16 protein-coding genes, 1 tRNA gene, 4 rRNA genes and 1 pseudogene are annotated in these 21,729 nt (G+C 54.1%); 10 read left to right on the top strand and 12 right to left on the bottom strand.

Annotation, left to right across the window (positions count from 1 at the left end):
• The first annotated feature begins 8 nt into the window (after window positions 1-8).
• The 3 genes from prmA to fis all read left to right on the top strand — a co-directional run bounded on the left by prmA (window position 9) and on the right by fis (window position 2,534).
• The gene (prmA, locus tag SP68_RS02205) at window positions 9-890 is read left to right on the top strand and encodes a 50S ribosomal protein L11 methyltransferase (RefSeq protein WP_008806699.1); all 882 of its coding nucleotides are present in this window, start codon (window positions 9-11) and stop codon (window positions 888-890) included.
• A 357-nt stretch (window positions 891-1,247) separates the two neighbouring features.
• A complete protein-coding gene (gene dusB / locus SP68_RS02200) occupies window positions 1,248-2,213 on the top strand; it encodes a tRNA dihydrouridine synthase DusB (RefSeq protein ID WP_008806700.1) in 966 nt (321 codons plus the stop codon).
• Between the two features lie 24 nt (window positions 2,214-2,237).
• Window positions 2,238-2,534, top strand: a complete 297-nt coding sequence (gene fis / locus SP68_RS02195) for a DNA-binding transcriptional regulator Fis (protein ID WP_000462905.1) — start codon at window positions 2,238-2,240, stop codon at window positions 2,532-2,534.
• 84 nt (window positions 2,535-2,618) lie between these two features.
• Here the strand turns inward: fis and envR are convergent, their stop codons facing one another.
• Complete coding sequence (gene envR / locus SP68_RS02190; RefSeq protein WP_008806701.1) at window positions 2,619-3,272, bottom strand: acrEF/envCD operon transcriptional regulator; 654 nt, start codon at window positions 3,270-3,272, stop codon at window positions 2,619-2,621.
• A 378-nt stretch (window positions 3,273-3,650) separates the two neighbouring features.
• Between envR and SP68_RS02185 the strand changes: the two genes are divergently transcribed.
• The 3 genes and pseudogenes from SP68_RS02185 (at window position 3,651) to SP68_RS02175 (ending at window position 8,432) form a co-directional block, all read left to right on the top strand.
• Entirely contained in the window at window positions 3,651-4,790 is a 1,140-nt protein-coding gene (locus tag SP68_RS02185; protein ID WP_008806702.1) for an efflux RND transporter periplasmic adaptor subunit, read from the top strand.
• 12 nt (window positions 4,791-4,802) lie between these two features.
• Window positions 4,803-7,913, top strand: coding sequence for an efflux RND transporter permease subunit (locus SP68_RS02180; protein ID WP_008806703.1), 3,111 nt, complete (start codon window positions 4,803-4,805; stop codon window positions 7,911-7,913).
• Window positions 7,914-8,211: 298 nt separating this feature from the next.
• A pseudogene (locus tag SP68_RS02175) lies at window positions 8,212-8,432 on the top strand (hypothetical protein).
• 436 nt (window positions 8,433-8,868) lie between these two features.
• Here the strand turns inward: SP68_RS02175 and rrf (SP68_RS02170) are convergent.
• From rrf (SP68_RS02170) to SP68_RS02150, 5 genes are all read right to left on the bottom strand, one after another.
• Window positions 8,869-8,984, bottom strand: a 5S ribosomal RNA gene (gene rrf / locus SP68_RS02170).
• 38 nt (window positions 8,985-9,022) lie between these two features.
• Window positions 9,023-9,098, bottom strand: a tRNA-Thr gene (locus tag SP68_RS02165).
• 14 nt (window positions 9,099-9,112) lie between these two features.
• Window positions 9,113-9,228: ribosomal RNA gene (rrf, locus tag SP68_RS02160) — 5S ribosomal RNA — on the bottom strand.
• Between the two features lie 96 nt (window positions 9,229-9,324).
• Window positions 9,325-12,229: ribosomal RNA gene (locus tag SP68_RS02155) — 23S ribosomal RNA — on the bottom strand.
• Window positions 12,230-12,435: 206 nt separating this feature from the next.
• Window positions 12,436-13,975: ribosomal RNA gene (locus tag SP68_RS02150) — 16S ribosomal RNA — on the bottom strand.
• The 16S, 23S and 5S rRNA genes sit together here with 1 tRNA gene alongside, the layout of an rRNA operon.
• A gap of 471 nt (window positions 13,976-14,446) precedes the next feature.
• Between SP68_RS02150 and SP68_RS02145 the strand changes: the two genes are divergently transcribed.
• A complete protein-coding gene (locus tag SP68_RS02145) occupies window positions 14,447-15,001 on the top strand; it encodes a gamma carbonic anhydrase family protein (RefSeq protein ID WP_008807065.1) in 555 nt (184 codons plus the stop codon).
• Here SP68_RS02145 and SP68_RS02140 read toward each other — a convergent pair.
• The 6 genes from SP68_RS02140 to dprA are packed head-to-tail and all read right to left on the bottom strand — an operon-like array spanning window position 14,977 to window position 18,768.
• A complete protein-coding gene (locus SP68_RS02140) occupies window positions 14,977-15,234 on the bottom strand; it encodes a DUF1488 family protein (protein WP_008807064.1) in 258 nt (85 codons plus the stop codon). The two genes, SP68_RS02145 and SP68_RS02140, sit on opposite strands and share 25 nt — an antisense overlap.
• On the bottom strand, window positions 15,231-16,049 hold the full coding sequence (gene aroE, locus SP68_RS02135) for a shikimate dehydrogenase (protein ID WP_008807063.1): 819 nt from the start codon (window positions 16,047-16,049) through the stop codon (window positions 15,231-15,233). Before aroE ends, SP68_RS02140 begins: the two co-directional genes overlap by 4 nt.
• 3 nt (window positions 16,050-16,052) lie before the next feature.
• Complete coding sequence (gene tsaC / locus SP68_RS02130) at window positions 16,053-16,625, bottom strand: L-threonylcarbamoyladenylate synthase type 1 TsaC (RefSeq protein ID WP_008807062.1); 573 nt, start codon at window positions 16,623-16,625, stop codon at window positions 16,053-16,055.
• A 4-nt stretch (window positions 16,626-16,629) separates the two neighbouring features.
• Window positions 16,630-17,172, bottom strand: coding sequence for a DNA topoisomerase family protein (locus SP68_RS02125; protein WP_040968908.1), 543 nt, complete (start codon window positions 17,170-17,172; stop codon window positions 16,630-16,632).
• A 26-nt stretch (window positions 17,173-17,198) separates the two neighbouring features.
• On the bottom strand, window positions 17,199-17,672 hold the full coding sequence (gene smg, locus SP68_RS02120; protein WP_008807060.1) for a DUF494 family protein Smg: 474 nt from the start codon (window positions 17,670-17,672) through the stop codon (window positions 17,199-17,201).
• A complete protein-coding gene (gene dprA, locus SP68_RS02115) occupies window positions 17,644-18,768 on the bottom strand; it encodes a DNA-protecting protein DprA (RefSeq protein WP_040968909.1) in 1,125 nt (374 codons plus the stop codon). The genes smg and dprA overlap by 29 nt, the downstream gene beginning before the upstream one ends.
• 128 nt (window positions 18,769-18,896) lie before the next feature.
• Between dprA and def the strand changes: the two genes are divergently transcribed.
• The 3 genes from def to rsmB are packed head-to-tail and all read left to right on the top strand — an operon-like array spanning window position 18,897 to window position 21,716.
• Window positions 18,897-19,406, top strand: coding sequence for a peptide deformylase (gene def / locus SP68_RS02110; protein ID WP_008807058.1), 510 nt, complete (start codon window positions 18,897-18,899; stop codon window positions 19,404-19,406).
• A gap of 14 nt (window positions 19,407-19,420) precedes the next feature.
• Complete coding sequence (gene fmt / locus SP68_RS02105; RefSeq protein ID WP_008807057.1) at window positions 19,421-20,368, top strand: methionyl-tRNA formyltransferase; 948 nt, start codon at window positions 19,421-19,423, stop codon at window positions 20,366-20,368.
• Between the two features lie 52 nt (window positions 20,369-20,420).
• Entirely contained in the window at window positions 20,421-21,716 is a 1,296-nt protein-coding gene (gene rsmB, locus SP68_RS02100) for a 16S rRNA (cytosine(967)-C(5))-methyltransferase RsmB (protein ID WP_040968910.1), read from the top strand.
• The last annotated feature ends 13 nt before the right edge of the window (window positions 21,717-21,729 follow it).

The raw sequence follows: 21,729 nt of genomic DNA, 5'->3' as shown, positions 1-21,729 counted from the left end.
GTTTTGCTATGCCATGGATCCAACTGAAACTAAATACTACCGGCGCGAACGCAGAAGATCTTAGCGATGCGCTGATGGAGGCCGGATCGGTCTCCATCACCTTCCAGGATACGCACGATACGCCGGTATTTGAGCCGTTGCCCGGGGAAACCCGGCTGTGGGGCGATACCGACGTGATCGGCCTGTTCGATGCCGAAACCGATATGAAAGCGGTCGTTGCCCAACTGGAGCAGCATCCGCTGCTCGGCGCCGGCTTTGCGCATAAAATTGAACAGCTGGAAGATAAAGACTGGGAGCGCGAGTGGATGGATAACTTCCACCCGATGCGTTTCGGTGAGCGCCTGTGGATTTGTCCGAGCTGGCGCGATGTCCCCGATGAGAACGCGGTCAACGTGATGCTTGATCCGGGACTGGCTTTTGGTACCGGCACTCATCCCACTACCGCCATGTGTCTGCAGTGGCTCGACGGCCTCGACCTGCAGGGCAAAACCGTTATCGATTTTGGCTGCGGTTCCGGCATCCTTGCGATCGCCGCCCTGAAACTGGGTGCCGCTAAAGCGATCGGGATTGATATCGACCCACAGGCCATCCAGGCCAGCCGTGATAACGCCCAGCGTAACGGCGTCTCCGAGCGTCTTGAACTGTATCTGCCGCAGGATCAGCCAGAAGCCATGAAAGCCGATGTCGTGGTCGCAAACATCCTCGCGGGCCCGTTACGTGAGCTGGCCCCATTAATCAGCGTCCTGCCGGTTACAGGCGGCCTGCTGGGCCTTTCCGGCATTCTGGCAAGCCAGGCGGAAAGCGTCTGCGAAGCCTACGCCCCGCTCTTCACCCTCGACCCGGTGGTGGAGAAAGAGGAGTGGTGCCGGATCACCGGCCGGAAAAACTAAGCACAATGCGGCCTGCGGGCCGCATTTTTGTTTCCAGTAGCCACCAAATAATGCCTGGAAATGAGAGGCAGATCGCACTACAGAGTACTTTTTTGGCTACAAAAACAGCGTTTTATGCCGTCAGGCAGCGAGTTTATCTAAGAAAAATCGAGAAGTTTTACGATTTTATAAATGGACACAAATTACCCATCATCAATTAAAGTAATGATTAATATAAGTATTTATTCATCGCTTTTACGCTAGTCCCGGATTCATTGATCTGCAACAGAGGATTGCTCAAAGTTTGGCCTTTCATCTCGTGCAAAAAATGCGTAATATACGCCGCCTTGCAGTCACAGTATGGTCATTTCTTAACTCATGCGCATCGGACACCACCAGCTCAGAAATCGCCTGATCGCAGCGCCCATGGCTGGCATTACTGACAGACCATTCCGGACGCTGTGCTATGAGATGGGAGCGGGTTTAACCGTTTCCGAGATGATGTCCTCTAATCCACAGGTGTGGGAGAGCGACAAGTCCCGTTTACGGATGGTGCATATTGATGAGCCCGGTATTCGTACCGTGCAAATCGCCGGTAGCGTACCGGAAGAGATGGCTGCAGCCGCGCGGATTAACGTGGAAAGTGGCGCCCAGATTATAGATATCAATATGGGATGCCCGGCGAAAAAGGTGAATCGCAAGCTTGCAGGTTCAGCCCTCTTGCAGTACCCCGAGCAGGTGAAGTCAATCCTGACGGCGGTCGTCAACGCGGTGGACGTTCCTGTGACTCTCAAGATTCGCACCGGTTGGGAACCGGAACACCGTAACTGCGTAGAGATTGCCCAACTGGCCGAAGAGTGTGGCATTCAGGCTCTGACTATTCACGGACGCACCCGCGCCTGCTTGTTTAACGGAGACGCTGAGTACGACAGTATTCGGGCAGTTAAGCAGAAAGTTTCCATTCCGATTATCGCGAATGGTGACATTACTGACCCGCTTAAAGCCAGAGCTGTGCTCGACTATACAGGGGCTGATGCCCTGATGATAGGCCGTGCAGCTCAGGGAAGACCCTGGATCTTTCGGGAAATCCAGCATTATCTGGACACTGGAGAGCTGCTGCCCCCGCTGCCACTGGCAGAGGTTAAGCGCTTGCTTTGTGCGCACGTTCGGGAATTGCATGACTTTTACGGTCAGGCAAAAGGGTACCGAATCGCGCGTAAACACGTCTCCTGGTATCTTCAGGAACATGCTCCAGATGACCAGTTTCGGCGCACATTCAACGCCATTGAGGATGCCAGCGAACAGCTGGAGGCGTTGGAGGCATACTTCGAAAATTTTGCGTAATAGAAATAAAGAGCTGACAGAACTATGTTCGAACAACGCGTAAATTCTGACGTACTGACCGTTTCTACCGTTAACTCTCAGGATCAGGTAACTCAAAAACCCCTGCGTGACTCGGTTAAACAGGCACTGAAGAACTATTTTGCTCAACTGAACGGTCAGGATGTGAATGACCTGTATGAGCTGGTACTGGCTGAAGTTGAACAGCCCCTGTTGGACATGGTGATGCAATACACCCGTGGTAACCAGACCCGCGCAGCCCTGATGATGGGTATCAACCGCGGTACACTGCGTAAAAAACTGAAAAAATACGGCATGAACTGATACTAGTCAGTTGCTTGCTTGATATAAAAGGCGCTCTTCGGCATGGGGAAGCGCCTTTTTTATTATCTGCGCCGACAGAACACATTACTGATTCACTACCCGCAGTACAGGCTCCTGCGATAAACGAGCAGCACAGACCACCGCCATAATATTATCCACCAGCGCAGGTGCCTGCTGATACAGATCGAAGCGTTGCGGTTCAAGCAGCCAGTTTTTAATCAAGCCGGAAAAGGCGCTATGTAAAACAATTAATATCACGTCGATATTTGTTTCGGCTGGCAATATATTGTTACGCACACAGCGCTGCAGAATGCCGCCAATAACGGAATAGTTAAATCCAATGCGTTGGCGAATTTCGCTCTCCGATAACATATCGCTGGCAAACTCACAGCGTTGATAAAGGATTTGCATCAGGGCACGCTGGCGAGGATTCTCAGCAATATAGCGCAGGCCGGCAATAAATCGCTGGCGCAAATCTTTTAAGGGCTCCTGCTCATTCCTTGTCGCCAGGTTTTGCTGAATCAAATCCCTGAGCGGCGGCTGCTGCTGCCACATCTCATTAAACAACTCGGTCTTACTGGCAAAATGCCAGTATACGGCACCGCGAGTCACCCCCGCCGCATCAGCGATATCCGTCAGGGTCGTATTGGTCACCCCCCGCAGGGCGAACTGCTGGATCGCGGACTCAATCAGGAGCTGCCGCGTGCGCAGCGCCTCCTCTTTGGTTTTTCTCGCCATATAAGATCTCAGTTCCCGATTAACAGGCAATATAGATTTTTCTGAAGATCCCTTAATCTAACATTCGGTGCACAATATTATTTAGCAAAAATGCAGACAAGCTAATTCTGATGTAGAAAACCAACGAATCACCCTAATGAATATTAATAGCCAACTCATTCATTAAAACAATGTCTGTTTATTATGTTTTACAATTAAGATAAATAGTAAAAACAGATCGGCCATTTTTTTGTTTTTGCGTGCCTTGCTGATTGCTTAAAAATAAGTATCTCTTACATCCAATGGCGTTTATTTGTAGGATGGCAAACTGCTTTTTGATTCCCTCTTTCTTTCACAGATTCGCCGCCGAATTTGGCACGTAATCTATAAGGAACCGCAATGACAACTCACGCCAGAGTGACACTTTTATCCGGTTTAATTATCTCTGCCTTGTTGCTTACCGGCTGCGATAATTCGGGCAATCCGCAACCCCATGCACAGGCGCCGCAGGTGACGGTCCATGTCGTGAACAGTGCACCGTTGTCGGTCACCACCGAACTGCCAGGCCGCACTTCTGCTTTTCGCGTGGCGGAAGTCCGCCCCCAGGTGAGCGGTATCATCCTGAAGCGTAACTTTGTTGAAGGAAGTGATGTCGAAGCAGGTCAGTCGCTTTATCAGATCGATCCGGCAACCTATCAAGCCGCCTGGAACAGCGCGAAAGGCGATGAGGCCAAGGCCGAAGCCGCAGCCGCCATCGCCCATTTGACGGTGAAACGCTACGTTCCACTGCTGGGTACCAAATATATCAGCCAGCAGGAATACGATCAGGCGGTGGCCACTGCACGCCAGGCCGACGCCGACGTCATCGCCACCAAAGCCGCCGTAGACACCGCCCGTATCAACCTGGCCTACACCAAAGTGACCTCCCCCATAAGCGGGCGCATCGGCAAATCGAGCGTCACCGAGGGCGCGCTGGTCACCAACGGTCAGTCGGATGCCCTGGCCACCGTCCAGCAGCTCGACCCCATCTATGTCGACGTGACGGAGTCCAGCAATGACTTTATGCGCCTTAAGCAGGAAAGCCTGCAGCGCGGCGGTGATACAAAAAGCGTTGAGCTGGTGATGGAGAACGGCCAGGCCTATCCGCTTAAAGGGTCGCTGCAGTTCTCTGACGTCACTGTCGATGAAAGCACGGGCTCTATCACGCTACGCGCTATCTTCCCTAACCCGCAGCATGCCCTGCTGCCGGGGATGTTCGTCCGCGCTCGCATAGACGAAGGTGTCGATCCGCAGGCCATCCTGGTGCCGCAGCAGGGAGTGACCCGCACGCCGCGGGGCGATGCCTCCGTGATGTTGGTGAATGACAAAAACCAGGTTGAAACCCGGGAAGTGGTCGCGACTCAGGCCGTTGGCGATAAATGGCTCATCACCAGCGGGCTGAAGCCGGGCGATAAAGTGATTGTCAGCGGCTTACAGAAAGTCCGTCCAGGCGTCACCGTCAAAGCGGAAGCGGAGCGTGCGGCACCGGCCGCACAATAAGGATACTCAGCCATGTCTAAGTTTTTTATCCATCGACCGGTCTTCGCCTGGGTGCTGGCCATCATTATGATGATTGCCGGCGGCCTGGCCATCCTGCAGCTACCGATAGCGCAGTATCCGACGATTGCGCCCCCTGCGGTGGCGATCTCCGCCACCTACCCGGGTGCGGATGCCCAAACCGTGCAGGATACGGTCACTCAGGTTATCGAACAGAATATGAACGGTATCGACAACCTGATGTATATGTCGTCAACCAGCGACTCCGCTGGCTCGGTAACCATTACGCTCACCTTTAAGTCCGGCACCGATCCGGATATCGCCCAGGTGCAGGTGCAAAACAAACTGCAGTTGGCTACGCCGCTGCTGCCTCAGGAAGTACAGCAGCAAGGGATTAGCGTCGAAAAATCCAGCAGCAGCTTCCTGCTGGTTGCTGGCTTTATCTCTGATAATCCGGCCACCACCCAGGACGATATCTCTGACTATGTCGCCTCCAACGTGAAAGACCCTATCAGCCGCCTCAACGGCGTGGGCGATGTGCAGCTGTTCGGCGCGCAGTACGCCATGCGCGTCTGGCTGGACGGCAATTTGCTGAATAAATACAACCTCACGCCGGTCGACGTCATCAATGCGCTGAAGGTTCAGAACGATCAGATCGCCGCGGGTCAGTTGGGCGGTACGCCGGCGCTGAAAGGTCAGCAACTGAACGCGTCGATCATCGCTCAGACGCGGCTTAAAGATCCGCAGGAGTTTGGCAAGGTTACACTCCGGGTCAATGCCGATGGTTCGGTCGTCCATCTGAAAGACGTCGCCCGCATTGAGCTGGGGGGAGAAAACTACAACGTCGTCGCGAGAATTAACGGTAAACCCGCCTCTGGTCTGGGTATTAAGCTTGCGACCGGCGCCAACGCGCTGGATACTGCCACCGCGATTAAAGCGAAGCTGGCCGAGCTACAGCCCTACTTCCCTCAGGGGATGAAGGTTGTCTATCCGTACGATACGACCCCTTTCGTCAAAATCTCCATCCACGAAGTGGTTAAAACGCTCTTTGAGGCAATTATCCTCGTCTTTCTTGTCATGTATCTGTTTCTGCAGAACATGCGCGCAACGCTCATTCCGACGATTGCCGTTCCTGTCGTGCTGTTGGGTACCTTTGCGGTACTGTCGATGTTTGGCTACTCCATCAACACCCTGACGATGTTTGGCATGGTGCTGGCGATAGGCCTGTTGGTCGATGACGCCATCGTGGTGGTGGAAAACGTCGAACGTGTAATGGTTGAGGAGAAGCTCTCGCCAAAAGAAGCGACAGAAAAGTCGATGTCGCAGATCCAGGGGGCGCTGGTGGGTATCGCCATGGTGCTCTCTGCGGTATTCGTCCCGATGGCCTTTTTCGGCGGCTCGACTGGCGCGATTTATCGTCAGTTTTCGATCACTATCGTCTCCGCCATGGCGCTCTCCGTGCTGGTTGCGCTGGTACTGACGCCGGCGCTCTGCGCCACGTTGTTGAAGCCAGCCTCAGCCGAACACCATGAGAAAAAAGGATTTTTCGGCTGGTTTAACGCCCGCTTTGACCAGAGCGTCAATCACTATACCAACAGCGTTAGCGGCATTCTGCGTGGAACAGGCCGTTATCTGGTGATCTACCTGGTGATAGTCGTGGGGATGGCCGTGTTGTTCATGCGTTTGCCCACGTCCTTTCTGCCCGACGAGGATCAAGGCGTCTTCCTGACCATGATCCAGCTGCCTTCCGGCGCGACCCAGGAGCGCACGCAGAAGGTGCTGGATACCGTAACCGACTACTATCTGCATAACGAGAAGGCCAATGTTGAAAGCGTCTTTACCGTTAACGGCTTCAGCTTCAGCGGCCAGGGGCAAAACTCCGGCATGGCGTTTGTCAGCCTGAAACCCTGGGAAGCGCGTAGCGGTGATGAAAACAACGTGGAGTCGATTATTAAACGAGCCACCGTGGCCTTCAGCCAGATAAAAGACGCCATGGTTTTCCCGTTCAACATGCCGGCCATTATTGAGCTGGGTACCGCCACCGGCTTCGACTTTGAGCTGATCGACCAGGGTGGACTTGGCCATACCGCCCTGACCCAGGCGCGAAACCAACTGCTCGGTATGGTGAAACAGCATCCGGATCAGCTGGTCCGGGTACGGCCCAATGGGCTGGAAGATACGCCGCAGTTCAAACTGGATGTCGATCAGGAAAAAGCGCAGGCGCTGGGCGTATCCCTCTCCGATATCAATGAAACGATATCTGCGGCGCTGGGGGGGTACTATGTCAATGACTTTATCGACCGCGGCCGCGTGAAAAAAGTGTACGTCCAGGCTGATGCCCATTTCCGTATGCTGCCGAGCGACATTAACAACATGTACGTTCGTAGCGCCAACGGCGAAATGGTTCCGTTCTCCGCCTTTGTCACTTCACGCTGGATCTATGGCTCGCCGCGTCTGGAGCGCTACAACGGCTTGCCGTCCATGGAGATCCTCGGTGAAGCCTCGCCAGGAAAAAGTACCGGGGAAGCCATGGCCCTGATGGAACAACTGGCCAGTAAACTGCCGAGCGGCATCGGTTACGACTGGACCGGGATGTCTTACCAGGAACGGCTCTCCGGCAACCAGGCGCCTGCACTTTATGCCATCTCATTGATCGTCGTCTTCCTGTGCCTGGCAGCGCTGTATGAGAGCTGGTCGATCCCCTTCTCAGTCATGTTAGTGGTTCCGCTGGGGGTCATTGGCGCGCTGTTAGCGGCCACGCTGCGTGGGCTGAATAATGACGTTTACTTCCAGGTCGGTCTTTTGACTACGATCGGTTTGTCGGCAAAGAATGCGATCCTGATCGTTGAGTTCGCCAAGGATCTGATGGAGAAAGAAGGGAAAGGGATCATTGAGGCTACGCTGGAGGCATCGCGGATGCGCCTGCGCCCTATTCTTATGACATCTCTGGCTTTTATCCTCGGGGTTATGCCGCTGGTGATTAGCCATGGTGCCGGTAGCGGGGCTCAGAATGCAGTGGGCACCGGCGTGATGGGCGGGATGCTTACCGCGACACTGCTGGCGATCTTCTTTGTTCCGGTGTTCTTCGTGGTCGTTAGGCGACGCTTTACCCGGCACGCTGAATAATTCGGCTATGTCTTGAAGGCGCCCCCTCCGGGCGCTTTTTTTTGCATGGAATATTGGTCGCCAGCTAAACTAAACTCCCCCGCAGTCTGGCAACCGCCATCGCACGCAGCATCGCTGAATCACAATCTTTCTCTCCATCTTTTCTGCATATTCCCGGGCTTATCTTCACGATATTTACGCGGCTCATAAATTGAGATGATTTCGGCATCCGGGCCGGACAATCCGCGGTGATAAAATAAGCCATTCCGTTCTGCACTGGCTCTCAGTACAACCCTGCGGATTATCCAGAGGTAATATCATGAAAAAGTATTTAATCGTGGCGCTGCTGGCCTCTCTGCTGGCAGGCTGTGCCCATGACTCTCCTTGCGTGCCGGTTTATGACTCGCAAGGCCGCTTAGTCCACACCAATACCTGTATGAAAGGCACAACAGAAGACAACTGGGACACCGCAGGTGCGATCGCCGGGGGGCCGCCGCGGTAGCCGGCCTCACGTTAGGGATCGTCGCGCTGACTCGTTAGCAACTCCGCTCCACAAATGCTCAGCCTGGAGGCGTTCTCTTCGGCTCAGTCGCCAGAAAGACAAAAGGCCCAGTCACACGACTGGGCCTTTCATTTACGTTGATATGACCGCTGCTTTCCCCAGAGGCGGTGCTGCGCACCTTTTCCGGGCTACGGGGTCTGTAGCCCCGGTAAGCGCAGCGCCACCGGGGGAGCTGGCGGCGCGTCTGGCCGCAAAAAACAATAAAGCCCGGTCTTCCGACTGAGCCTTTCGTTTTATTTGATGCCTGGGAATGATGGCGGGCGTCCTGCCCGCTACCCTCCGGCCGTTGCTGCGCAACGTTCAAATCCGCTCCCGGCGGATTTGTCCTGCTCCGGAGAGCGCTCATCGGCAAACAACAGATATAACAAAAGCAAAAGGCCCAGTCTTTCGACTGGGCCTTTTGCTTTATTTGATGCCTGGCGATTCCCTACTCTCACATGGGGAGACCCCACACTACCATCGGCGCTACGACGTTTCACTTCTGAGTTCGGCATGGGGTCAGGTGGGACCGCCGCGCTATTGTCGCCAGGCAAATTCTTTACAACGTGCCGAACTTTAACCTAAAAAGTGGTGCTGATACCCAGAGTCGAACTGGGGACCTCACCCTTACCAAGGGTGCGCTCTACCAACTGAGCCATATCAGCACGCTAAATTTGATGCCTGGCAGTTCCCTACTCTCACATGGGGAGACCCCACACTACCATCGGCGCTACGGCGTTTCACTTCTGAGTTCGGCATGGGGTCAGGTGGGACCACCGCGCTAGTGCCGCCAGGCAAATTCTGTTTTCAACACGTCCTGCGGACGCATCGATTAATCTGTATCACGCTAAAAATCTTCTCTCAAATCCGCCAAAACAGCTTCGGCGTTGTAAGGTTAAGCCTCACGGTTCATTAGTACCGGTTAGCTCAACGCATCGCTGCGCTTACACACCCGGCCTATCAACGTCGTCGTCTTCAACGTTCCTTCAGGAGACTTAAAGTCTCAGGGAGAACTCATCTCGGGGCAAGTTTCGTGCTTAGATGCTTTCAGCACTTATCTCTTCCGCATTTAGCTACCGGGCAGTGCCATTGGCATGACAACCCGAACACCAGTGATGCGTCCACTCCGGTCCTCTCGTACTAGGAGCAGCCCCCCTCAATTCTCCAGCGCCCACGGCAGATAGGGACCGAACTGTCTCACGACGTTCTAAACCCAGCTCGCGTACCACTTTAAATGGCGAACAGCCATACCCTTGGGACCTACTTCAGCCCCAGGATGTGATGAGCCGACATCGAGGTGCCAAACACCGCCGTCGATATGAACTCTTGGGCGGTATCAGCCTGTTATCCCCGGAGTACCTTTTATCCGTTGAGCGATGGCCCTTCCATTCAGAACCACCGGATCACTATGACCTGCTTTCGCACCTGCTCGCGCCGTCACGCTCGCAGTCAAGCTAGCTTATGCCATTGCACTAACCTCCTGATGTCCGACCAGGATTAGCTAACCTTCGTGCTCCTCCGTTACTCTTTGGGAGGAGACCGCCCCAGTCAAACTACCCACCAGACACTGTCCGCAACCCCGATTAGGGGCCTACGTTAGAACATCAAACATTAAAGGGTGGTATTTCAAGGTTGGCTCCACGCAGACTGGCGTCCACGCTTCAAAGCCTCCCACCTATCCTACACATCAAGGCTCAATGTTCAGTGTCAAGCTATAGTAAAGGTTCACGGGGTCTTTCCGTCTTGCCGCGGGTACACTGCATCTTCACAGCGAGTTCAATTTCACTGAGTCTCGGGTGGAGACAGCCTGGCCATCATTACGCCATTCGTGCAGGTCGGAACTTACCCGACAAGGAATTTCGCTACCTTAGGACCGTTATAGTTACGGCCGCCGTTTACCGGGGCTTCGATCAAGAGCTTCTCCTTACGGATAACCCCATCAATTAACCTTCCGGCACCGGGCAGGCGTCACACCGTATACGTCCACTTTCGTGTTTGCACAGTGCTGTGTTTTTAATAAACAGTTGCAGCCAGCTGGTATCTTCGACTGGTCTCAGCTCCATCCGCAGGGACTTCACCTACACACCAGCGTGCCTTCTCCCGAAGTTACGGCACCATTTTGCCTAGTTCCTTCACCCGAGTTCTCTCAAGCGCCTTGGTATTCTCTACCTGACCACCTGTGTCGGTTTGGGGTACGATTTGATGTTACCTGATGCTTAGAGGCTTTTCCTGGAAGCAGGGCATTTGTTACTTCAGCACCGTAGTGCCTCGTCATCACATCTCAGCGTTAAAAGGTACCGGATTTACCTGGAACCTCCGCCTACATGCTTAAACCGGGACAACCGTCGCCCGGCTAACATAGCCTTCTCCGTCCCCCCTTCGCAGTAACACCAAGTACAGGAATATTAACCTGTTTCCCATCGACTACGCCTTTCGGCCTCGCCTTAGGGGTCGACTCACCCTGCCCCGATTAACGTTGGACAGGAACCCTTGGTCTTCCGGCGAGCGGGCTTTTCACCCGCTTTATCGTTACTTATGTCAGCATTCGCACTTCTGATACCTCCAGCAGCCCTCACAGGCCACCTTCGCAGGCTTACAGAACGCTCCCCTACCCAACAACGCATAAGCGTCGCTGCCGCAGCTTCGGTGCATGGTTTAGCCCCGTTACATCTTCCGCGCAGGCCGACTCGACCAGTGAGCTATTACGCTTTCTTTAAATGATGGCTGCTTCTAAGCCAACATCCTGGCTGTCTGTGCCTTCCCACATCGTTTCCCACTTAACCATGACTTTGGGACCTTAGCTGGCGGTCTGGGTTGTTTCCCTCTTCACGACGGACGTTAGCACCCGCCGTGTGTCTCCCGTGATAACATTCTTCGGTATTCGTAGTTTGCATCGGGTTGGTAAGTCGGGATGACCCCCTAGCCGAAACAGTGCTCTACCCCCGAAGATGAATTCACGAGGCGCTACCTAAATAGCTTTCGGGGAGAACCAGCTATCTCCCGGTTTGATTGGCCTTTCACCCCCAGCCACAAGTCATCCGCTAATTTTTCAACATTAGTCGGTTCGGTCCTCCAGTTAGTGTTACCCAACCTTCAACCTGCCCATGGCTAGATCACCGGGTTTCGGGTCTATACCCTGCAACTTAACGCCCAGTTAAGACTCGGTTTCCCTGCGGCTCCCCTATACGGTTAACCTTGCTACAGAATATAAGTCGCTGACCCATTATACAAAAGGTACGCAGTCACACCCGAAGGTGCTCCCACTGCTTGTACGTACACGGTTTCAGGTTCTTTTTCACTCCCCTCGCCGGGGTTCTTTTCGCCTTTCCCTCACGGTACTGGTTCACTATCGGTCAGTCAGGAGTATTTAGCCTTGGAGGATGGTCCCCCCATATTCAGACAGGATACCACGTGTCCCGCCCTACTCTTCGAGTTCACAACCTGTGCATTTTGGTGTACGGGACTATCACCCTGTACCGTCGGACTTTCCAGACCGTTCCACTAACACACAAGCTGATTCAGACTCTGGGCTGCTCCCCGTTCGCTCGCCGCTACTGGGGGAATCTCGGTTGATTTCTTTTCCTCGGGGTACTTAGATGTTTCAGTTCCCCCGGTTCGCCTCGTTAACCTATGTATTCAGTTAACGATAGTGCAACGAATTGCACTGGGTTTCCCCATTCGGACATCGCCGGCTATAACGGTTCATATCACCTTACCGACGCTTTTCGCAGATTAGCACGTCCTTCATCGCCTCTGACTGCCAGGGCATCCACCGTGTACGCTTAGTCGCTTAACCTCACAACCCGAAGATGTTTCGTAAAACATCATCGTGTCGCGAAAATTTGAGAGACTCGAACACACATTAGCTGTGTGTCGTTTCAATTTTCAGCTTGATCCAGATTTTTAAAGAGCAAAATTTCACAATGCACTTCGCAGTACATTTTGAAATTTATCATTTATCAAACAATCTGTGTGGACACTACAAAGGCAGGTTCTTTAAGGTAAGGAGGTGATCCAACCGCAGGTTCCCCTACGGTTACCTTGTTACGACTTCACCCCAGTCATGAATCACAAAGTGGTAAGCGCCCTCCCGAAGGTTAAGCTACCTACTTCTTTTGCAACCCACTCCCATGGTGTGACGGGCGGTGTGTACAAGGCCCGGGAACGTATTCACCGTAGCATTCTGATCTACGATTACTAGCGATTCCGACTTCATGGAGTCGAGTTGCAGACTCCAATCCGGACTACGACATACTTTATGAGGTCCGCTTGCTCTCGCGAGGTCGCTTCTCTTTGTATATGCCATTGTAGCACGTGTGTAGCCCTGGTCGTAAGGGCCATGATGACTTGACGTCATCCCCACCTTCCTCCAGTTTATCACTGGCAGTCTCCTTTGAGTTCCCGGCCGGACCGCTGGCAACAAAGGATAAGGGTTGCGCTCGTTGCGGGACTTAACCCAACATTTCACAACACGAGCTGACGACAGCCATGCAGCACCTGTCTCACAGTTCCCGAAGGCACCAATCCATCTCTGGAAAGTTCTGTGGATGTCAAGACCAGGTAAGGTTCTTCGCGTTGCATCGAATTAAACCACATGCTCCACCGCTTGTGCGGGCCCCCGTCAATTCATTTGAGTTTTAACCTTGCGGCCGTACTCCCCAGGCGGTCGATTTAACGCGTTAGCTCCGGAAGCCACGCCTCAAGGGCACAACCTCCAAATCGACATCGTTTACAGCGTGGACTACCAGGGTATCTAATCCTGTTTGCTCCCCACGCTTTCGCACCTGAGCGTCAGTCTTTGTCCAGGGGGCCGCCTTCGCCACCGGTATTCCTCCAGATCTCTACGCATTTCACCGCTACACCTGGAATTCTACCCCCCTCTACAAGACTCTAGCCTGCCAGTTTCGAATGCAGTTCCCAGGTTGAGCCCGGGGATTTCACATCCGACTTGACAGACCGCCTGCGTGCGCTTTACGCCCAGTAATTCCGATTAACGCTTGCACCCTCCGTATTACCGCGGCTGCTGGCACGGAGTTAGCCGGTGCTTCTTCTGCGGGTAACGTCAATCGGTGAGGTTATTAACCTCACCGCCTTCCTCCCCGCTGAAAGTGCTTTACAACCCGAAGGCCTTCTTCACACACGCGGCATGGCTGCATCAGGCTTGCGCCCATTGTGCAATATTCCCCACTGCTGCCTCCCGTAGGAGTCTGGACCGTGTCTCAGTTCCAGTGTGGCTGGTCATCCTCTCAGACCAGCTAGGGATCGTCGCCTAGGTGAGCCGTTACCCCACCTACCAGCTAATCCCATCTGGGCACATCTGATGGCATGAGGCCCGAAGGTCCCCCACTTTGGTCTTGCGACGTTATGCGGTATTAGCTACCGTTTCCAGTAGTTATCCCCCTCCATCAGGCAGTTTCCCAGACATTACTCACCCGTCCGCCGCTCGTCACCCGAGAGCAAGCTCTCTGTGCTACCGCTCGACTTGCATGTGTTAGGCCTGCCGCCAGCGTTCAATCTGAGCCATGATCAAACTCTTCAATTTAAGTTTGATGCTCGTGAATTAAACTTCGTAATGAATTACGTATGTTCACTCAGAGACTTGGTATTCATTTTTCGTCCGAGGACGTTAAGAATCCATGTCACTTTGAGTGCCCACACAGATTGTCTGATAAATTGTTAAAGAGCAGTTGCGACGCGCTTTAGCGCTCTGTCGCGAGGTGGCGTATATTACGCTTTCCTCTTTCAGAGTCAACCCTGAATTTCAGGATTTTTCTCTTCAACCGAACCGGCTGTTTGTGTGAAGTGATTCACATCTGCCGTGTCAGTGGGAGCGCATTATAGGGATCCCATTTTTTTGCACAAGCCTTTTTTCGATCTTTTTTTCTGAATGGTGATTTTTCACCCTTTTCGTCGCGTAATTGCACGATTTGCTCAATTTTCACCGTTTTCAGGGGTTGCACAGGGAGATAAAAGCCACCAAAGTCTTCTTACATTCCGGTATTTTGAGGTCTATATGTCTGCTCAGCTGCGCCCCTATAAAGCATTTTTCCCACAAATCGGTCTTCGCGTCATGATTGACGCATCCAGCGTTGTCATCGGTGATGTCAGAATTGCCGATGATGTCAGCGTCTGGCCTCTGGTGGCCATTCGCGGCGACGTCAACTATGTATCGATAGGTCAACGCAGCAATATTCAGGACGGTAGCGTTCTCCATGTGACCCATAAGTCCTCTTATAAGCCGGAGGGAAATCCGCTGATCATTGGTGAGGATGTAACTGTTGGTCATAAAGTGATGCTGCACGGCTGCACTATCGGCAACCGCGTGCTGGTTGGTATGGGTTCGATCTTATTAGATGGTGTCGTCGTTGGCGATGACGTCATGATTGGTGCAGGCAGTTTGGTACCGCAGAACAAACAACTGGAAAGCGGCTACCTTTACTTTGGCAATCCGGTCAAACAGATCCGCCCCCTGACGGAGACGGAACGGGAAGGACTGAAGTATTCAGCAAATAACTATGTGAAATGGAAAAATGAATACCTGGATCAGGATAACCAGATCCAGCCCTGAGCATCTTCCTGACCATCGCGGATCAATGCTTCCACCTCTTCCTCTAGATCCCAACGATGTTCCTGGAAGGCGGCCAGCCACTGCGCTGGCCCCTCTGCACCAAAACGCTGCTGCAGGCTCTGTCCTGAAATTGCGCAGGTTAATTGCATCCCATTGACCAGCACAGGAAAAACCACACCCTGCCGTTCGGCATCCCATGATTCCCGGTCAGGAAACTGAATCGCCTGATTCATGCATTCAGTTCCTGCTGCAGCGTTTCGATGACCGGAGCGATAGCCGGCAGGACGCCGTGCCATAGCAGAACAGCATGGGCGGCTTGCGCCACCAGCATTCCCAGCCCATCAGCACAGTGGACTGCGCCATACTGCTGGCACCAGTGAAGAAACGGTGTTGGCCCTTTCTGGTAAAACATGTCATAGCAATACACGTCAGCGTGGACAACAGATGCCGGGATAGCCGGTACATCACCGTCTATTCCACTGGACGTCGCATTGATGATCAGATCGAATGTTTCCCCGGATAAGGTATCCATCTCTCTTGCGCTGACGCTACCGGTATGGGCGAAGAGAGTGGCTAACTCATGGGCACGAGAATAGGTTCGATTCACGATCGTGACGGCACATCCCAGCGACAGAAGCGGCAAAAGAACCCCGCGTGATGCGCCACCAGCACCTACCAGCAGGATCCGCTGGCGCGGCTTAATGAACCCCAGGCGTTCCAGATCGCTCAGGAGGCCAATACCGTCGGTGTTGTCCCCCAGTAAACGGCCATCTTCCAGGCGTTTCAGGGTGTTTACTGCTCCCGCCAGCGCAGCGCGTTCTGTCAGCTCGTCCGCGCGCGCAAAAGCTTCCTCTTTAAAAGGAACGGTGACGTTGGCCCCCTTTCCTCCTTCTGCAAAGAACTGATTCAGAGAAGAGACAAAATCGTCCAGTGGCGCCAGCACACGTCCATAAGGATGAGTAATCCCTAACTGGCGGGCAAACAGCTGATGAATAGAAGGCGACTTGCTGTGCGCGATCGGATTACCAAAAACGGCATAGGTTTCCATGGTTCACCCCTGGCGGAACAGTTTACCCGTCAGGGCATCACGGATTTCAGATGGATTTTGCCGTCCACCCGTGGCGCCATCCACAACCGGGAAGCTGTCACCAAACTGAGCATGAACCTCTGCGGTGGTACGACACGGTGGTTGCCCGGTGAGATTGGCGCTCGTCGAGACCAGCGGTTTCCCGTAAGCTTCGCACAATTCAATCACCAGCGGATGGTTGGTCACGCGTACGGCCAGCGAATCAAAACGCCCCGTCAGCCAGCGCGGCGTTTCAGGACGCGCCGGGAATACAAACGTCACCGGTCCCGGCCAGCAGGAAAAGATAGCGTCCCGCTGCGAGTCACTTAACCGTGAATCATCAACATAAGGCTTCAACTGCTCAAAGCTGGCGGCGATAAGGATCAATCCCTTGTCAACAGGACGCTGCTTCAGCTCCAGCAGACGCATGACGGCCGTTTCGCTGTCTGGATCGCAGCCAACGCCAAAAACGGCTTCTGTGGGGTAGGCGATGACATGTTCATTTTTCAGTACCGCCACGGCATGGGCGACGGTTTCTGAGGGCAGGTTATTGTTCACTGATTTATTCCGCCGGGATCGGCTTTCCACATTGTTTACTGGCACAGAAGCGTCTGAGCCCCTGCGCCGTCTTCTTTTCAATTAACAGCGGGTAATGGCATTCAGGGCATTCGCCCGCTACCGGTTTAAAATTGATAACGAACTGGCAATCAGGGTAGCGATCGCAGGAATGAAAGGTTTTACCGAAACGAGAGCGACGCTGGACCAGATGCCCCTGTCCGCATTGCGGACAGGCGATAGCGGTCTCATCGGGTTTATCAATCAGCTCGGTATGCTCGCATTCAGGATAGCGACTGCAGCCGATAAACATACCAAAGCGCCCCTGGCGTAACACCATGACAGCGCCGCAAAATGGGCACTCCTGTCCCTCCAGCACCTTAACGATATGACCGTCCGCCTGACTTTTCAGGGGACGGATATAGTCACAGTCCGGATAATGCGAACAGCCGAGAAACGGGCCATGTTTCCCGGAACGGATCACCAGTTCAGCCCCGCACTGCGGGCAGGGCTCATTTTTACGCACCGAAAACAGTGCTGATTTGGTCATAACAACTCGATGTTGCTGCAAAAAGATTAATGCAGCATACCTTCATTTACTTCGAAGAGTAATTCTTCCATTTGCTGATAGGCGTTTTCACAGCCCGGAATGTTGAACAGTACCATCAGAATGACCCATTTCAGGTCTTCCAGTTCAAATTCTGCTGTATCCAGCGCCAGGACGCGCTCTATCACCATTTCTCGCGTTTCGAGGTTCAACACCTGAATCTGCTCGAGGAAGAGTAAAAATCCCCGGCAACTGGCATCCAGACGCTGGCACTCCTCTTCGGTATACACCCGAAGCGACAGCGGGTCGGAAGCGAGCTGCATGGGTTCAACGAGACCTTCCTGATAATCAGCCAGTTTCTCGAGCCACATTAACGCGTTATAGATATCTTCCCGCTCAAAACCCGCATCGGTAAGATCCCGCGTCAGTTTGTCCTGATCCACGCGCATTTCTGCTTCGTTATGGATGTAAGTTTCAAACAAATACATGAGTACGTCGAACATGGCTTGCCCTCCTTAATCGGACATAGCCGCCGGGTACAGCTGCGATCCAGCCTGCTAACTCCAGTTCAAGTAGCTGAGCTACGGTTACTGGCACAGATTGGCCGGCACGTTCAGCGACAACGTCAACAGGTGTTACCTCATCTCCTACGTTAGCCAGGAGCTCCGGAAATGGCAATGCTACAGACGGCTGATCGGCGCAATTATTTATCGAATCAGACGTATCAGTAAGCCAGGCCAGCTCGTTTTGCCAGTACTCCACGATATCCTCTGGCGAGGTCACCGGTACCGCGCCTTGCTTGATTAACCAGTGCGGACCTTCAGATCCCGGATTACCAATCGGGCCTGGCAGGGCGAACACATCTCTTCCCTGCTCCAGGGCGCAACGGACGGTGACCAGCGATCCGCTTCGCAACGCCGCCTCAATCACCAGCACGCCCAAACTTAAGCCGCTGATAATACGGTTACGTCGGGGAAAATGAGCGGGAAGCGGCGGCGTAATGAGTGGAAATTCAGAGACCAGCGTACCGCCATTGTCGATGATCTGTTGGGCGAGGTTTGCATGGCGCCGCGGATAAACCTGTTCCAGCCCGTTGCCCAGCACCGCGATGGTTTTCCCCTCCGCGGCCAGCGCGCCGCGGTGCGCAACGCCATCAATGCCTAACGCCAGCCCACTGGTGATGGTGATCCCTCTACGCGCCAGCGTTTCGCTGAACAGTTTTCCCCAGCGGGCGCCATACCAGGAGTGCAAACGGCTGCCAATAACGGCAAGCTGCGCGCTGTGAAGCAGGGCGGGGTCGCCACTGACCAGCAACGCGCCGGGGTAATCAGCGATAGCCCTTAGCCGCAAGGGATAGCGCGGATCGTCAGCCCGTAACAGATGATGATCCGGGTGTTCCAGCCAGCGCTGCGTCTCGTCAAGCTCCCGCTCGTCAAACCGTAAAAATGGCTTCACCTGCGCCGCGGTCATCCCAACGGCATATAGCACTTCACTATCCACGAAAGCGGCTGCGCATAACCGCTGCGCAATATCCAGCATCCTGTCGCCATACAAATTACTGACCTTCATCAGCCGCAGCCAAATCTCGTCGGGCGTCATCCTTACCCCCTGCCATAAGCGGCATTGACAATCTTTGCGATTGGACAGTGAGACTGTCAATTGCAGGGGGTTTTGTCTAGAATAGAGCTAATAATCTTATCAACTCCTGAATACGACTCTGGAACTTTATGGCAGTTTTGCAAGTGTTACATATTCCGGACGAGCGCCTTCGCAAAGTCGCCGAGCCGGTCAAAGAAGTGAATGCGGAAATTCAGCGTATCGTCGATGATATGTTCGACACCATGTACGCCGAGGAAGGCATCGGTCTGGCCGCAACCCAGGTCGATATCCATCAGCGCATCATCGTGATCGATGTGTCGGAAAATCGTGAAGAGCGGCTGGTGTTAATCAACCCGGAGCTGCTGGAAAAAGACGGCGAAACCGGTATTGAAGAAGGCTGCTTGTCCATTCCGGAACAGCGTGCTCTGGTACCCCGTGCGGAAAAAGTGAAGATCCGTGCGCTGGATCGCGACGGTAAGCCGTTTGAGCTGGAGGCCGATGGCCTGCTGGCGATCTGTATCCAGCATGAAATGGATCACCTGGTTGGCAAACTGTTTATTGACTATCTGTCACCGCTCAAACAACAGCGCATTCGTCAGAAGGTTGAGAAACTGGATCGTTTACGTTCCCGTGCCTGATAACAAGGAATACCGTGTCACATTCACTACGTATCATTTTCGCCGGCACCCCCGATTTTGCAGCGCGTCATCTTGACGCGTTGTTGTCGTCTGAACATCAGATCGTTGGCGTGTTTACTCAGCCAGACCGTCCCGCGGGACGCGGCAAAAAATTGATGCCGAGCCCGGTAAAAGTGCTGGCTGAAGCCCATGACGTCCCCGTATTCCAGCCATCGTCTCTTCGTCCGCAGGAGAACCAACAGCTCGTCGCCGATTTAGGCGCCGATATCATGGTGGTGGTGGCGTATGGTCTGATCCTGCCAAAAGCGGTGCTTGAGATGCCGCGTCTGGGCTGCATCAACGTTCATGGCTCCCTGCTGCCGCGCTGGCGTGGCGCCGCGCCGATCCAGCGTTCGCTGTGGGCGGGCGATAGCGAAACCGGCGTGACCATCATGCAGATGGACGTCGGCCTTGATACGGGTGACATGCTGTATAAGCTTTCCTGCCCCATTACCGCTGAGGATACCAGCGGCAGCCTGTACGATAAGCTGGCCGGCCTCGGCCCACAGGGACTGCTGACAACCTTAGCGCAACTGGCAAACGGAACGGCACAGCCTGAAGTCCAGGACGAGTCACTCGTCAGTTATGCCGAGAAGCTGAGTAAAGAAGAGGCCCGCATCGACTGGTCGCTTTCCGCTGCACAGCTGGAACGTTGCATCCGGGCGTTTAATCCTTGGCCAATGAGCTGGCTGGAGATTGACGGGCAGCCAGTCAAAGTCTGGCGGGCATCGGTTATTGCCGAAGCCACGCACGCCGAGCCGGGAACAATAGTGGCAGCAACCAAGCAGGGTATTCAGGTCGCCACGGGTGATGGGATCCTCAGTCTGGAATCACTACAGCCAGCGGGTAAAAAAGCGATGAGCTCGCAGGACTTACTCAATTCCCGCCGGGAGTGGTTCATCCCTGGTACCCGTCTCGCCTGACGGTTGTCTCTTTAAAAGCCCGGGTTAGCCGGGCATTTTTATTTTTGCGCTTATGAAAAACAAAATAAACTTACGCAGTCTGGCCGCCCAGGCTATCGAGCAAGTGGTAGAACAAGGTCAGTCTTTGAGCAACGTTCTGCCCCCTCTGCAGCAGAAAGTCAGCGATAAAGACAAAGCGCTGTTGCAGGAGCTGTGCTTTGGCGTATTGCGTACGCTCAGTCAGCTTGAGTGGCTTATCAACAAGCTGATGGCGCGTCCGATGACCGGCAAACAGCGCACCGTGCATTTTCTGATCATGGTTGGGCTTTATCAGTTGCTCTATACCCGTATTCCTCCGCATGCCGCACTGGCGGAAACGGTAGAAGGCGCGGTGGCCATTAAACGCCCGCAGCTTAAAGGGCTGATCAACGGCGTGCTACGCCAGTTCCAGCGCCAGCAGGAAGCGTTATTAGTCGAATTTGCTGAGCATGAAAACCGCTATCTTCATCCCAAATGGCTGCTGAAACGCCTGCAGCAGGCCTGGCCGCAGCAGTGGCAGGAGATCGTCGATGCGAACAACCAGCGCCCGCCGATGTGGCTGCGCGTTAACCGCAACCATCATTCCCGGGATGAATGGCTTGCTCTGCTTAAAGAGGCCGGCTTAGAGGGCTTCACCCATCCTGACTATCCCGACGCCGTGCGTCTGGCCACCCCTGCCCCAGTCCATGCGTTGCCAGGTTTTGCCGAAGGCTGGGTCACCGTCCAGGATGCCTCGGCCCAGGGCTGTATGCGCTACCTGCTGCCGGAAAATGGCGAACGCATTCTCGATCTTTGCGCCGCACCGGGCGGCAAGACGACGCATATTCTGGAGGTTGCCCCGCAGGCTCAGGTCATGGCGGTGGATATTGATGAACAGCGTCTGTCACGCGTCTATGACAACCTGAAACGGCTGGGCATGAAAGCCGAAGTCAAACAGGGCGATGGTCGCTTCCCTGAGCAGTGGTGTGGCAACGAACAGTTCGATCGTATTCTGCTGGATGCCCCCTGCTCCGCCACCGGCGTCATTCGCCGCCATCCGGATATCAAATGGCTGCGCCGGGATCGGGATATCGCCGAGTTAACCCAGCTGCAGGCCGAGATCCTGAATGCCACCTGGGAGCACCTGAAACCAGGCGGTACGCTGGTTTACGCTACCTGTTCTATTCTGCCGGAAGAGAATAGTCAGCAAATTTCCGCCTTCCTCGCACGAACCCCGGATGCTGAACTTCATGCAACCGGTACGCCGGCGAGCCCCGGGCAGCAAAATCTGCCGGGCCCGGAAGAAGGTGATGGCTTCTTTTACGCTAAGCTAATCAAACGTCGGAATTAATGGGTCACTGCAG

The organism is Klebsiella variicola (assembly GCF_000828055.2).
Taxonomy (GTDB): domain Bacteria; phylum Pseudomonadota; class Gammaproteobacteria; order Enterobacterales; family Enterobacteriaceae; genus Klebsiella; species Klebsiella variicola.
The sequence above is the reverse complement of the archived record's forward strand: the minus strand, read 5'-3'. Positions and strand labels throughout refer to the sequence as shown.

Coding starts and splice junctions, on each gene's coding strand:
- prmA (WP_008806699.1), top strand. CDS start 9: ATGCCATGGATCCAACTGAAACTAAATACTACCGGCGCGAACGCAGAA.
- dusB (WP_008806700.1), top strand. CDS start 1,248: ATGCGCATCGGACACCACCAGCTCAGAAATCGCCTGATCGCAGCGCCC.
- fis (WP_000462905.1), top strand. CDS start 2,238: ATGTTCGAACAACGCGTAAATTCTGACGTACTGACCGTTTCTACCGTT.
- envR (WP_008806701.1), bottom strand. CDS start 3,272: ATGGCGAGAAAAACCAAAGAGGAGGCGCTGCGCACGCGGCAGCTCCTG.
- SP68_RS02185 (WP_008806702.1), top strand. CDS start 3,651: ATGACAACTCACGCCAGAGTGACACTTTTATCCGGTTTAATTATCTCT.
- SP68_RS02180 (WP_008806703.1), top strand. CDS start 4,803: ATGTCTAAGTTTTTTATCCATCGACCGGTCTTCGCCTGGGTGCTGGCC.
- SP68_RS02145 (WP_008807065.1), top strand. CDS start 14,447: ATGTCTGCTCAGCTGCGCCCCTATAAAGCATTTTTCCCACAAATCGGT.
- SP68_RS02140 (WP_008807064.1), bottom strand. CDS start 15,234: ATGAATCAGGCGATTCAGTTTCCTGACCGGGAATCATGGGATGCCGAA.
- aroE (WP_008807063.1), bottom strand. CDS start 16,049: ATGGAAACCTATGCCGTTTTTGGTAATCCGATCGCGCACAGCAAGTCG.
- SP68_RS02125 (WP_040968908.1), bottom strand. CDS start 17,172: ATGACCAAATCAGCACTGTTTTCGGTGCGTAAAAATGAGCCCTGCCCG.
- smg (WP_008807060.1), bottom strand. CDS start 17,672: ATGTTCGACGTACTCATGTATTTGTTTGAAACTTACATCCATAACGAA.
- dprA (WP_040968909.1), bottom strand. CDS start 18,768: ATGACGCCCGACGAGATTTGGCTGCGGCTGATGAAGGTCAGTAATTTG.
- def (WP_008807058.1), top strand. CDS start 18,897: ATGGCAGTTTTGCAAGTGTTACATATTCCGGACGAGCGCCTTCGCAAA.
- rsmB (WP_040968910.1), top strand. CDS start 20,421: ATGAAAAACAAAATAAACTTACGCAGTCTGGCCGCCCAGGCTATCGAG.